The sequence below is a fragment of the Streptococcus infantis genome (assembly GCF_047463315.1).
GTDB lineage: Bacteria > Bacillota > Bacilli > Lactobacillales > Streptococcaceae > Streptococcus > Streptococcus infantis_AB.
The window spans coordinates 1-13,224 of the sequence record NZ_JASHEB010000004.1 but is presented as its reverse complement, the minus strand read 5'-3'; the positions used below and the strand labels follow the sequence as shown (position 1 = coordinate 13,224).

Below are 13,224 nucleotides of genomic sequence, written 5' to 3'. Positions count from 1 at the left end.
ATTACAATTCAGCAAGAATAGCTTTTAGCAAGCCTTTGAAGTCGTCTTTGACGCGCTCCGTCACTTCCACTACTTCTTCGTGGTTAAGCTCTTCTTGGAAACCAGCCGCAAAGTTGGTAATACATGAAATACCAAGAACTTTCAAACCAGAGTGAGCCGCAATGATGACTTCAGGAACAGTTGACATACCGACAGCATCTGCACCAAGAGTCTTATACGCACGGATTTCAGCTGGAGTTTCATAAGTTGGACCTGTCACACCGATATAAACCCCATCATCCAGTTTAATGCCCAATCTGTCTGCTACTTGATGAGCAGTCTCACGGTATTCTGGAGTGTAAGCTTTCGACATATCAGGGAAACGAGGACCAAAGTCATCCAAGTTTTCACCGATTAATGGGTTTTGACCTGTCATATTGATGTGGTCAGTAATAGCCATCAAGGTACCAGGACCGAAGCCGATACCTCCAGCAGCGTTGGTGACAAGCACTCCTTCACATCCCAACACTTTCATGACACGAACTGGGAAAGTCACCACTTCCAATGGGTTTCCTTCGTAGAAGTGGAAACGACCTTGAAGAGCCAAGACTTTACGACCAGCAAGATCACCATAAACCAATTTACCAGCGTGTCCGACTACTGTGGATTGACCCCAGTTTGGAATGTCAGAGTAGTCTACTACGACTGCATTTTCAATTTCTTCAGCTAATTCTCCTAGACCTGAACCAAGGATCAAACCGAACTCAGGAGCTTCCATTCCTTTGCCCTTCAAAAATGCTGCTGTTTCATTGATTTTTGCTAATAATGTCATTGTGTTTCTCCTTTTATTTCTTAAGTAATCTACCAATTTTGTCAAAGGTGTTAGCGTTGCGAATAGTGATCTGACGATAGAAAGGCATCTTCATCAGATGTTTGTGGTAGGCGGTTTTAGCGTAGCTTTCTTCGGAGAACTTTCCCCAGAAAACCGCTGTTTTGCCAAGGTGAAGTACTTCATCGCCTAGCTTCAAAGCAAGCAACTTCTCTTCCACGGATTCCCTATCCAAGCCCTCGGTGTAAAAGAGCACATCCTTACGAGCCATCTCTTCTGTCCACCATTGCGGTAGGTTTGCATATTCTGCTTCATAGTCTTCACGACTCAAAAGAGAAAAGTGCTGAATGAAGGGATAGTGATTCTCAAAGAAGGTAGACAGGCACTCTACTAACTGAGATCGAGAAAGACCTGTCGTAAAGAAGATATTACCACTGTTGATGTAGGTTTCCACTTGTTCCAATCCCAGCTCCGTCAATTCTTGACGAAGTTGAGCCATGACTACTTTGTTTTTACCGCCAACATTGATTCCTCTTACGAGGAGAGCAAAGCGCATCATCTTAGACCAATTTATCTAAGAAGCTTTCTCCGATCATGGCTTTCTCAACACCAAAGTTGTCCGCCACAGTAGCTGAGATATCCGCAAAGTGGCCAACCGGAATCACGCCGCTACCTTTGAAAGATGGGCTATAAGCCAAGAATGGGATGTATTCACGCGTATGGTCAGTACCAGCGTAGGTTGGGTCGTTACCATGGTCAGCAGTGATCATCAAGAGATCGTCTTCACGCATGGCTGCAATGATTTCTGGCAAACGCTCATCGAACTCATGCAAGCAATCGCGGTAGCCGTGCGCATTGCGACGGTGTCCGTAAAGAGCATCAAAGTCTACCAAGTTGGTAAATGAGAAGCCTTCTTGGAACTCAGGAAGTCCCATGGTCTTAATCAAGGTATCTATACCGTGGCTATTTGATTTGTTATGACCCATATCATGGTTGATACCAGCACCGTTAAAGATATCGTTAATCTTGCCAACCGCATAAGTATCAATACCAGCTTCATTCAATTTATCCAAAACAGTTGGGGCAAATGGTAAAACAGCCAAGTCACGACGGTTAGCCGTACGAGTGAAGTTTCCAGGCTCACCAACATAAGGACGAGCAATGATACGTCCTAGAAGAGCTGGGCGCTCAAGAGTAATAGAACGAGCGTATTCACAGATACGGTACAATTCATCCAAAGGAATGATGTCTTCGTGGGCTGCGATTTGAAGAACCGGGTCAGCAGATGTATAGATAATCAACTCGCCAGTTTCCATTTGGCGTGGTCCAAAGTCATCGATGACAGCTGTCCCTGAGTATGGTTTGTTTGCTTCCCGGATAACCTTGCGGCCTGAAAATTCTTCGATTTTAGCCAATATTTCTTCTGGGAATCCATTCCAGAAAGTATCAAAAGGTTCGGTAATGTTGAGTCCCATGATTTCCCAGTGACCGGTCATGGTATCTTTCCCGAGAGAAACTTCTTCTAACTTAGTCGCGTAACCAGTAGGGTTGCTTTCAGCTGGAACAGTCTTCAATGGTGTTTCGCGAGGGATGTTTCCAAGACCAAGTTTTGCCATGTTTGGTACATCCAAACCTACAGCTTTTGAAATGTGCCCAAGTGTGTCTGATGCACCATCAGGAACACCCGCATTTACAAAGTTATTAGCATCTGGTGCTGCACCGATTCCTACAGAATCTAGTACCACCAAGTGAATACGATTAAATTTTGGCATAGTGTGTCTCCTTTTTACTTTGATTATTTCGCTTTTGTTGAAGTTAAAACCTGAACGCCCTTTTGTCCAGCAACGATGACCTTATCGACCATTCGGTTAAACAAGCCGTGCTCAACGACACCAACGACGTGATCTAATTCTTGTCCCAGAGCAATTGGATCTTCAATCACTTCCAAGGCGAGGTCAATGATAAAGTTCTGCATATCCGTCACAAAACGTTGGCCATCCTTTTCACGGAAGTTCGGTTTATAGCCAGCTCGTTCAAATCGACGGAAGACCTGTTCGGCACCATATTGAACTACCTCTACAGGCAATTTAAAAGCACCCAGTTTCTCAACTAGTTTGCTCTCATCAACAACCCAGATATATTCTTTAGATGGAGTTGCGACAACCTTCTCCATTAGAAGAGCTCCTCCACCACCTTTGATTCCGTTAAACTGACTGTCTACTTCATCTGCACCATCGACTGTCAGGTCAACAAAGTCCACTTGGTCAATAGACTTAAGAGGAATATTGAGTCCTTCTGCCTGCTTGCTGGTCACACTAGAAGTCGTTACAGCTGTAATCTGCAAGCCTTCTTCCTTGATGCGACGACCTATCTCTTCTACGAAATAGTAGGCAGTTGAGCCTGTTCCAAGTCCGACAACCATACCATCTTTGACGAACTCAGCAGCCTTAATTCCTGCCATTTTTTTCAGATTTTCCACTTATACACCTCCAAATAGAGCTACTTCCATTATATCATGAATACGCTTCAAATTCATCCTTGCACTAGAAAAACCCGAACATTTTATTTCGGGTTTTGTGATATTTATTTAACCATATCAGGGTCATAGTCGTAAAATCCAGTATCCAAGAAACGATTTTTAGGATGAAGCTTACGAACTTCTTCATCTAGCAAGAAGGCTTGGTCATGTGTAAAGTTCCCTTCTTGAATTAAGCTGCGTGCTTGGATAAAAAGTTTTGCGATTTCAACAAAGTTTTGGCCAGGTGTATAGAGACCTTCAAGCTTCCAATGAGTGAAGCCATGTTCTACCAACTCAGTCAACTTGGTCATCAAATCTAGGTCATTGTTAGCAAAGATATGAGTTCCATGATTGTCTTCAAAAATAGAGTAATGACTCTCTGGATCACTAGGCTCGGCCAAGAACAAGTCACGTTGACGAGATTTTTCATCATCAATCTGTGTGAAATTGTAGTAGTTTTGCAAGAGCGGACGCTTCGAATGGTGGATAACACTAGCACCGTATACCAAGACTTCAGCAGGAATTTCTAAAATTTCAGGCATTTTGAAAAGTTCTGCAGATGGGATTTCACGCGCCAAAACAGCTTCTGACGCTCCTGCTTTTTGTCCCCAGAAATTAATCTGACGACTGCTAGTGACCATGGTTGACGCATCATAAATAGTTTTGAAAGAATAGCCGTCACGGTTGACCACATAAAAGACACCTGCGTCTCCAACAGTGATATAGTCAGCTTTAATTTCCTCTAGAAAGTCCAAGAAGGGCTTGATACGGTCCATCATGTCTTGGTGCATAAGAGCATTAACCGCAACGATTAATTCCTTACCTGCATCATGAACGATTTTTGCGATTTCGCGCAATTCTTCATGACTAAAGGTAGTTGGCAAACGAAGACCAAAATCTTTCTCACCGACATAAATGCGGTCGACACCAGCCTCGAGTAGCTGTTTTACTTGTTCAATACTTTCAGCAGTTGCTGTAATTATAATCTTTTCCATAGAGAAAATTATACCACATTTCCAAAAAATCAGCTATATAGAAAAGTGGGTCTTGTTAGTCCAAATTTTAAAAAAAGTGAACCGTATCAATAACAGTTCACTTTTTCGTTTTATGCTTGTGTCTTTTCGACAAGCCGTCCGTCATTCATAACATAAATACGGTCAACCTTATCTAGCAAGCGAGTATCATGTGTAATCATGACAACACCCCTGCCTTGCTCATGGGCAATTGAAGCCAACATATCTGTAACTTGATAAGCTCTTTGGGTATCAAGACTGGCTGTCGGTTCGTCTGCAAGCACGATGCTCGGATTATTGTATAGGGCTCTAGCAATTGCAGCTCGTTGGCGTTCTCCACCAGAGAGAGCTTTGGGATAGTGATTTTGAACCTTATCCAAGTCCAACAAACTGAACAACTCTTGTCGGTTACTTTTTATAGATTTCTTTTTATCCAAACGGTCAATTAAATCTAATTGCTCCTTAACCGTTAAAAAGGGAATCAGATTTGAAGCCTGGAGAATAAAGCCAAATTCACTAAAGCGCAAATCCGTTTTTTCTTTTTCGGTTAGGTTTCCAGTCTCTTTTCCCTTTACCAGAATCTTGCCACTTGAAGCTTCCTGAAGTTGGCCTAGAGTCGTTAAAAAGGTTGTTTTACCTGACCCAGAAGGCCCTACAATGGCTACAAACTCACCAGCGTTTAGCTGAAAATTGGTCTCATGAAGAGCTGTAACTTTCATATTACCTTGGCCATAAGTTTTTGTCACTTGAATCATCTCAATTAATCTAGTCATGTCATTCTCCTTATCATTCTGCAATGGCCGTAATTGGATCTACTTTTAGCAGACGAGGAAGCGAAATAACACCACCTAGAAGAGCCATTAAGCAGATGACCAGGCTTAAGACAACGTATGCCAGCCAACTAGGATAGAAAAAGAAGGTTGCAGGTAAGACTAAAATGACTGCCCAAATGGCTACTAAGGCCATTCCAATACCTAAACCAGATAAGAGAAAGATTTGACAGAAAAGGGACCATACGATAGATTTTATCTGAATTCCTTGCGCTCGCATAATTCCATAGAGGCCTAATTTTTGAATAGTAATGATGTAGATAAAAATTCCTACAATCAGACCTGTAATGACAATCATAGCTAGAATCATTCCTGAGAATACATTGACCTGAGGGGTATAGCCAGGAATTTTCGAAATCAATTTTTGAATAGAAATCTGCTTCAAACCATCGCCAGTCACTTCTACATCATTTTGCAATACCAATGCAGAGATCGAACGATTGCCTTTTATTATTCCTTGTAAATCCCAATACGTTGTTAAACTTGTAAAGACAACAGGTTCCGTGAAAAATTTATTTTCTCTGGTCAAACCTACAACCTTAAAACTTGTCTCACTTCCGTTGAGTTGAATAGCGTCCCCGAGTTTGATGCCGTAATTTTCAAAAGACTGATCCACTACCACTTCTTGGTCATTTTCTGGGTAACGCCCTTCAATCAGGGTTGGCGAGATAAAACTGTCCCACTCTTGACCAAAAATAGAGACATTCATCTTGTCACTACTATCTACAAGGTTTGTCACCGCAAACATGTAGCTTAGGGGAACAGCATCCTCAGACACTTTATCTTTGTAGTCTTTTTCTGGTATAAAGGATGCAGTTAAATTATCATTTGCATAATCGGATAGCACAACTCCTGTTGCTTGCCAATTATCAATAGCAGCCCTGTTATTTCGAACAAGCCCGAGAGCCAAACTGGTCATAAAAAAGACCATAAAAGCAATGAGAAAAATGGTAGTTAGAATTAAACTGTAACGCAGTTTATTCTGTAAAATTTCTTTGATAGCAAGATACATGCCAATCTCCTTTAAGTATTCTGTTGTCGGGAAAATACATCTTCCCTCTACCATAGCACTAAAGATAGAAAACCATCTTGTCATGAACAACTAGAATCAATTTAAAAGAATCCTGTCCTTACTTCGAAATTGAATTTATTTGCATCTGTGTATGATTTTTATTCGTTTCAACTATCAAACTTCCCCTCATTTGAAATAAGAGAAAAATAATAAAGTTTAAACGGTTCACCCATCCTATCATTTTCCCTAAGGCATGTCAAGAAAACCGACTTTGTCCTTGAAAACAGATTTTATGCAATTTGTAACCATCCTGTAATAATTCTCTCTTTAAAAAGTGATAAAATAGTAATGTATTGGTAAGGAGAGAAATATGCCCGCTAGAAAATTACACCCGTATGAGTTAGAACAAGAAAGTGTAAAAACTGCTCAGTTTCAAGATTATGTTCCAGAAAATGCTTCTGTCGCTAGTGTAAAGGAAGTCCTATTTTTTGTGAACATTGCTTGCTTCTGCGTCTTTTTAGCGATTTTTAGCTTTTTGTTCTTATCACTAAAAGTCAATACTGTTTTATCATTTGCTTTAGCTATCGGTCTTAGTCTTGTAGCATTGCAATTTCAGCGTACTTTTATCAAGAAAAAATTCAAATAAAAACCTTCGATGAATCGAAGGTTTTTTTTTATTTATTCTTTCGTTTTGATGGTGTTGAGATAGCTATCTTGACTTCAAAAATTGTTCCGTTAGGTTTATTATCTTTAACACTGATGCTCCCCTTGAGGGCATCAACGATTTGCTTAGCTAAAGACAAACCTAAACCGAAACCACCCTTTTGACGTGTCCGAGCCTTATCAACACGATAAAATCGATCAAAAATTTTCTTTTTATCTGCTGCAGAAATACCAATTCCATTATCTGCTACCTTTAGATAAAGACTACGTTCTGTCGTTGAAATCTCAAAATAAATATCTCCCTCTTCTTCTGTATATTTGACCGCATTGTCAAACAAAATGGTCATCAATTGCTTGAGGAGAAGTTTATCTGTGATGATGGTGCGATGAACACGATTCGAGAAACGAAAAACACGATTATTCTCGGATGCAATCATTTCATAGTTGGTAAAGGTCGTATTAAAGAAAGCAGGTTCTACTTCGCCAAGCTCTGGCTTAATACCATCATCTCTACGTGCTAGATTGAGAAGATTTGTCGTTAGAAACTTCATATTTCGAACTTCTTCCAAACTGGAAGCGATGCTCTCACTTGATTCCATAATGGTCGCTTCTGGTTTTCTAAAAAGAGTTTCCAGGCGATTCTGAAGAACTGCTAAGGGAGTACGCAATTCATGACTGGCATTTTCCACAAAGCTCTTCTGCTTTTGCATACTTTCAAGCAAGGGTTTAACACTGACACGAGCAAGATAGAGACTGGCTAAGATAGATAGAATCCAAAAACTTGCCATGACCACCACAATTAACTGCTCGTGATTTTGACTGATCTGCTCTAGTTGGCTCGTGTTAATCAGGACAGCAGCATACTTAATATTGGTCGAAACCGAATCAATATTTATTTCCGTCAAGACAACACGGTAAATCTCATCCTGACCGTAGCTATTGACAACATGAAGTTGGCGAATATGGTTTAAATCCTTTTTATTGAAGGTGATTCTATCTAATCCCAAAAAGCGATTGCCAGTCACCAATTGATTGAGATTCGAATCCAGCAAAATCACTTCAGTATTGGAACTCACATTTGGTTTTTTATCAGAAGCTGGAGCTACATTCCCACCATCTAAATCCTTTACGTCTTCAGTCGCACGATTGACCGCTAATTGAATAATGTCCTGGGGATTTTTGCTCAATGATAAGAGTTTTTCATCCACTGACGTATAGAGACTGGAGTGCATAACCTGCAGGATAATCAAGGTCATGGCAGAGAAAATCAGCGTGAATACTCCAAAATTACGGATAAAGTAGCTGAAATCTTCTGCATACCAATTCTTTTTTAGTTTATTAAACATGTTTTAAAATATACCCAACACTACGCAAGGTTTGAAGGTTCTCAGCAAAGACTGAACCTTTCAATTTCTTACGAACTTTTGATACATAGACTTCTACAACGGAAATAGTTGTGTCACTATCAAATCCCCATAATCGATCAAAGATTTGAGTTTTAGGTAAGATGACATTTTGGTTTTGGAGGAAATAAACCAAGAGTTCAAATTCTTTACCAAGCAACTCCACAACAGCATCATGTACCTTAACTTCATTGGTAGATAGATTGACTGTCAAATCACCGTACGTTAAGGTATTTTCGTTAAATTTCCCTGAGCGTTTGAGGAGGGCCTGAATACGCATCTTGAGTTCTTCAAGGTAGAAAGGTTTGGTTAGATAATCATCTGCTCCCAGCTCAAACCCATGTCCTTTGTCATCAAGACTTTCCTTGGCTGTCATGATGAGAACAGGAGTCGAAACACCTTTTTCACGTAGTTCTTTTAAGACTTGAAAACCATTTTTTTCTGGTAACATCAAGTCCAATAGAATCAGGTCATAGACGCCACTTTCAGCCTCATAGAGACCTTCTTCGCCATCAAATACCTGCATGACATCTGCAAAATCATCCAAAAAATCAAAGACTGAATTTGACAGGCCTAGGTCATCTTCCACTAATAGAATTTTAATCATCAAAAATTCCTCCTTATTATATCCATTATAGCAAAAATATCTTAAAAAAAACTCAACTTTCCTTGTTTTTCTAAGAGAAAGTTGAGTTTTTATATTCTATTTAGTCAAGAAGTTTTTAAGCCTTGCCATATTGTGCAACAACTGCTTCAACTGCTGCTTTCTCACGTTTAATCAATTCAACGCGTGCTGCGATTTCCTTGATTCCCATACCGATGTTACGGCTAAGAGCTAGGTCAGAGAGTTGTGGTTCAAAAAATTCCTTGTATTCTCCCAAGCGTCGCTCTGTCTTAAATACATGAGCAGGAAGGATAACAAAGCTATCAAAGCTCATATCTCCACCGAGGGCTGCCTTGATCCAATCCCAGTTTTCACGCGCCCATACCCAAACAGTTTCTTGAGTTGTTTGATGAGCTAGGAACTGGTAATACCAAGCAGACAAGTCTTGTGGTTTCACCACAAATTTATCCTTCCATGAACTAATCAAAGTTTGGATATTTTCTGCATCTGTACTGTATGCTAGAGCAGCTGCCAACTGGCGTTTAAAGACCGCATCTGTTGCATGAGTGTATAAGTCCAGATAAGTCGCTACCAACTCCTTAGTCTCATGATGTTTGATCTCATTGATGAGGACTTGAGAGCGAATAGCCGCTGGAAGTCCTGCAAGATTTTCTTTATGAGCTGCAAAGATTTGACTAGCAACTTGACTAGCTTCTTCATCATTTGAACGAATCATCATAGAAATGGTTAATTGACGAACCAATTCATCTTCATCAGATTCACCCTCTTTTGCTTCAAAACCAAGTCGTTCATAGTTGTGACGAGCCAATTTAGCAATGAGGTTATTAAAGTCTTTCTCAACTTCTGTTCCTTCATCGATAAAGCGCTCAAGGGCAGAAATCACTTGAGAAACTGCAGCAACAACAAGGTAAGACTCTTCCTTAGCAAGTTTATCAAGGACTGGAAGTAAGTCTGCAAATGAAATGTGTCCTGCCTCAGCAAGCAAGCGACGTTCTTGGACGATTTGAAGCTTACTTGTATTATCAAGTTCTACTAATTCTGAAAGGATAGCATCCAGTAATTCACCTTGATAGTCAGTAATGTAGTGGGCAGTATTTTCAGTGTTAAGACGAAGAGCTGTTTTGTTTTCAGCAAGAAGAGCGGCGTAGCCAGGGATTTCGATGCTTTCAGTTTCGAGTGTATCTGGCAAACCTTTCCAATTACTGTTAAGGGGTACTACCCAAAGACGGTTCTTGTCTTCGTGTTCACCGATGAAGAATTGTTTTTGTGAAATCTTCAAAACATCATTTTCAACTGTAGCAGTCAAAACTGGATAACCAGGTTGCTCCAACCAAGAATCCATAAAGGCTGCTACATCACGGCCTGATGCTTGAGCAAGGGCATTCCAAAGGTCACGACCAATGGTATTTCCGTATTGGTGTTTTTCAAAGTAAGCACGCAAACCTTTAGCAAAATCAGCATCTCCTAGCCAACGACGAAGCATGTGCATGAGACGGCTTCCTTTAGCATAAACGATAGCAGAGTCAAAGAGTGTATTGATTTCATCTGGATGTTTAACTTCAACGTGAACAGACTGAACACCATCAGTCGCATCACGTTTAAGTGCGGCTGGCACTCCACTTGTTTGGAAGTCTTCAAAGATATTCCAGCTTGGCTCAATCGCATCCACACAGACGTATTCCATCATGTTGGCGAAGCTTTCGTTGAGCCAGAGGTCATCCCACCATTTCATAGTTACGAGGTTACCGAACCATTGGTGAGCAAGCTCGTGGGCAATGACAAGAGCTACTTGTTGACGGCTGGCAAAAGTAGAGTTCTCATTTACAACCAAGTAGACTTCACGGTAGGTTACGAGACCCCAGTTTTCCATAGCACCTGCTGAGAAGTCAGGAAGGGCGATGTGAAGAGATTGAGGAATTGGATACTTAACTCCGTAATAGTCTTCGTAAAATTCGATAGAACGAACAGCGATGTCTAGTGAAAACTCCAGGTTTGAAAGTGGGTGTGCCTTGGTTGAGTAAACACCAACGAGAGTACCGTTTTTAGTTGTAGCAGTTACCCCTTGCAAATCACCAGCTACAAAGGCTAGCAAGTATGAGGACATTCGAGGTGTAGTTTCAAACTTCCAGATGCCAGTTTCCTTGCGATTTTCAACATCAATCTCAGGCATGTTTGACAAGGCAAGTTCGCCTTCTGCTTGGTCAAAGCGAAGTGCTAGATCAAAGGTTGCTTTAGCTTCTGGCTCATCCACACATGGGAAGGCTTCACGGGCAAAGTGGCTCTCAAACTGAGTCGACAAAACTTCCTTCTTAACTCCATCAACTGTGTAGTATGATGGATAGATTCCTGTCATGTTGTCTGTGATTTTACCTGAAAAAGCGATAACCAATTCAACTGAACCTGCTTCTGCAAGTTCGATATGAAGGGCTTCATTTTCGTTATCAACTGTAAATGGACGAGCTTGTTCTCCTACTTCAACTGAAGAAATCTCCAAATCCTTTTGGTGAAGGGAAATACGGTCACTTTTAGCTTGACCAGTAATAGTTACTTTTCCTGAAAAAGTCTTGGTCTCACGACTCAAGTCTAAAAACAAATCATAATGTTCAGGAACAAATGTTTCAATATAATGTTCTACTGCTTGCATCATATTCTCCTATTCTAAATTTCTGAGCGAATGCTCTAGTTCAAACATACCTATTTTATCATATTTTTAAATAGAAAGAAGGATTGAAATGATTTTTACAATATTTTCATCTCACGTAACTCTATAGATGTTTTATAAAAATTGTTAAGTCGTATTATTTGACCGCTTAATATGTTAGTGCTAAAATTGTCTTGTTTGGTAAATCAACTATAAAAAGGAGGAACAATGAAAAAGTTATTTTTTGCTGTTATTTCTGCGTTTGCGGCCCTAGCACTTCTAATTTCTATTGGTGCATATAGTACCCAAGCAAAAGAATTAACCAGCCAAGTGAAGATTTCTCAAGTGAAAACTGAAGGCGAAAAGATTTCATATCACTGGGAAATTGATTCAGGTGTGGAAGTCGGAGATACATTCAAGATTTCTATGCCAGAGGACGTTAAGTTTGCTTCTTCTGCTTTTAGCTCAATGAAAAACGCTAGTGGCGAAGAAATTGCAACAGGAAAAGTATCAGATGATGGTAAGACTCTGACTATCACCTTTGTAAAAGGAGGAAATAAAGGGGCCGAAGGAAACGTATCATTCTGGTATAAATGGGATGGAGATAATACCACTGGTCAAGACCAAGAACGCTCCATTAAAATCGGTTCAGAATCTGCAATTGTCAAACGTTCTGGACAAGGTCCAGTACCAGTCCTACTTCCGATTAAGAAGTATAATTCTGGTGGTACAGATAACACTAACTTGCAACATGCTCAAAAAATTTGGGGACCTACAGGAATTCCAGACTGGAGAGATACCCTAGAAGTAACTGATAAGACTACTGATGGTTTCTTGTTCTGGCACATATCAGTAAACAATGCTGTTGACAAGAAAGAAGCTGCTTCAAGCATCATCTTTACTGACCAAATGCCCAACCTTCCTGCACTTGACTATAGTCGTATTAAATCTGCCAAAGGTCAAGATGTGTCTCAATACTTCAAAGGTGGAACTTACCTTCCAGCATCATTTGACTTGAAAGTCAATGGTAAAACTCTAGTTGTCAACGGAGTATCAATGTCTGGTCTTGCATTAGAACCATACATTGAGTGGACAGAACATGGATTTAAACTTGATTTGACTAAGGTCAGCGACCAATTTAAAGTTACATCTACAGACGAAATTACCCTATCATATCAAACACTTCTACAACATGCTGATCAAATCAAGAGCGTAACAAACGTTGCTTCTCTTACAAGCGATCAACACAAAACAGCTGTAACCAAAGAAAACACTTGGGTTAACAAAGCTGCTTCAGCAGATGCACAAGTCTACAATAGTGATGTAACAACTACAACAACGACTACATCTACTACCACAACAACTTCAACAACTTCAACAACGACTACGACATCTACTACTACAACTACTGAGTCTACGACTTCATCCACTACAACTACGACTCCTGAGTCTACAACTTCATCCACTACAACTACGACTGAAGAGCCTAAGACTTCAACTTCAACTACTACAACTACGACTGAAGAGCCTAAGACTTCAACTTCAACTACTACAACTACGACTCCTGAGTCTACAACTTCATCCACTACAACTACGACTGAAGAGCCTAAGACTTCAACTTCAACTACTACAACTACGACTCCTGAGTCTACAACTTCATCCACTACAACTACGACTGAAGAGCCTAAGACTTCAACTTCAACTACTACAA

The 13,224-nt window shown here is 40.4% G+C and carries 12 protein-coding genes; 2 read left to right on the top strand and 10 right to left on the bottom strand.

The window, feature by feature from the left end:
* Nucleotide 1: 1 nt before the first annotated feature.
* From QM857_RS05235 to QM857_RS05205, 7 genes are all read right to left on the bottom strand, one after another.
* Complete coding sequence (locus QM857_RS05235; RefSeq protein WP_414275289.1) at nt 2–811, bottom strand: purine-nucleoside phosphorylase; 810 nt, start codon at nt 809–811, stop codon at nt 2–4.
* Nucleotides 812–824: 13 nt separating this feature from the next.
* Nucleotides 825–1,367, bottom strand: a complete 543-nt coding sequence (locus QM857_RS05230; RefSeq protein ID WP_414275288.1) for a DUF1697 domain-containing protein — start codon at nt 1,365–1,367, stop codon at nt 825–827.
* Between the two features lies 1 nt (nt 1,368).
* A complete protein-coding gene (locus QM857_RS05225; RefSeq protein WP_414275287.1) occupies nt 1,369–2,580 on the bottom strand; it encodes a phosphopentomutase in 1,212 nt (403 codons plus the stop codon).
* A gap of 23 nt (nt 2,581–2,603) precedes the next feature.
* Entirely contained in the window at nt 2,604–3,287 is a 684-nt protein-coding gene (gene rpiA, locus QM857_RS05220) for a ribose-5-phosphate isomerase RpiA (protein WP_414275286.1), read from the bottom strand.
* A 104-nt stretch (nt 3,288–3,391) separates the two neighbouring features.
* Nucleotides 3,392–4,321, bottom strand: coding sequence for a peptidase U32 family protein (locus QM857_RS05215; RefSeq protein WP_414275285.1), 930 nt, complete (start codon nt 4,319–4,321; stop codon nt 3,392–3,394).
* Nucleotides 4,322–4,431: 110 nt separating this feature from the next.
* On the bottom strand, nt 4,432–5,112 hold the full coding sequence (locus tag QM857_RS05210) for an ABC transporter ATP-binding protein (RefSeq protein ID WP_414275284.1): 681 nt from the start codon (nt 5,110–5,112) through the stop codon (nt 4,432–4,434).
* Between the two features lie 13 nt (nt 5,113–5,125).
* On the bottom strand, nt 5,126–6,181 hold the full coding sequence (locus QM857_RS05205) for an ABC transporter permease (RefSeq protein WP_414275283.1): 1,056 nt from the start codon (nt 6,179–6,181) through the stop codon (nt 5,126–5,128).
* A 370-nt stretch (nt 6,182–6,551) separates the two neighbouring features.
* Here QM857_RS05205 and QM857_RS05200 point away from each other — a divergent pair, with 370 nt between their 5' ends.
* Nucleotides 6,552–6,827, top strand: a complete 276-nt coding sequence (locus QM857_RS05200; protein WP_254729758.1) for a DUF3270 family protein — start codon at nt 6,552–6,554, stop codon at nt 6,825–6,827.
* A 28-nt stretch (nt 6,828–6,855) separates the two neighbouring features.
* Here the strand turns inward: QM857_RS05200 and QM857_RS05195 are convergent, their stop codons facing one another.
* The 3 genes from QM857_RS05195 to QM857_RS05185 form a co-directional block, all read right to left on the bottom strand.
* Complete coding sequence (locus tag QM857_RS05195) at nt 6,856–8,190, bottom strand: sensor histidine kinase (protein WP_414275282.1); 1,335 nt, start codon at nt 8,188–8,190, stop codon at nt 6,856–6,858.
* Nucleotides 8,183–8,854: a response regulator transcription factor gene (locus tag QM857_RS05190; protein WP_263393434.1), complete on the bottom strand. Its 672-nt coding sequence runs from the start codon at nt 8,852–8,854 to the stop codon at nt 8,183–8,185. Before QM857_RS05190 ends, QM857_RS05195 begins: the two co-directional genes overlap by 8 nt.
* A gap of 115 nt (nt 8,855–8,969) precedes the next feature.
* A complete protein-coding gene (locus tag QM857_RS05185; RefSeq protein WP_414275394.1) occupies nt 8,970–11,516 on the bottom strand; it encodes a M1 family metallopeptidase in 2,547 nt (848 codons plus the stop codon).
* A 225-nt stretch (nt 11,517–11,741) separates the two neighbouring features.
* Here QM857_RS05185 and QM857_RS05180 point away from each other — a divergent pair.
* Nucleotides 11,742–13,224 (top strand): hypothetical protein (locus QM857_RS05180; RefSeq protein WP_414275281.1); only part of this gene is annotated, 1,483 nt, incomplete at its 3' end.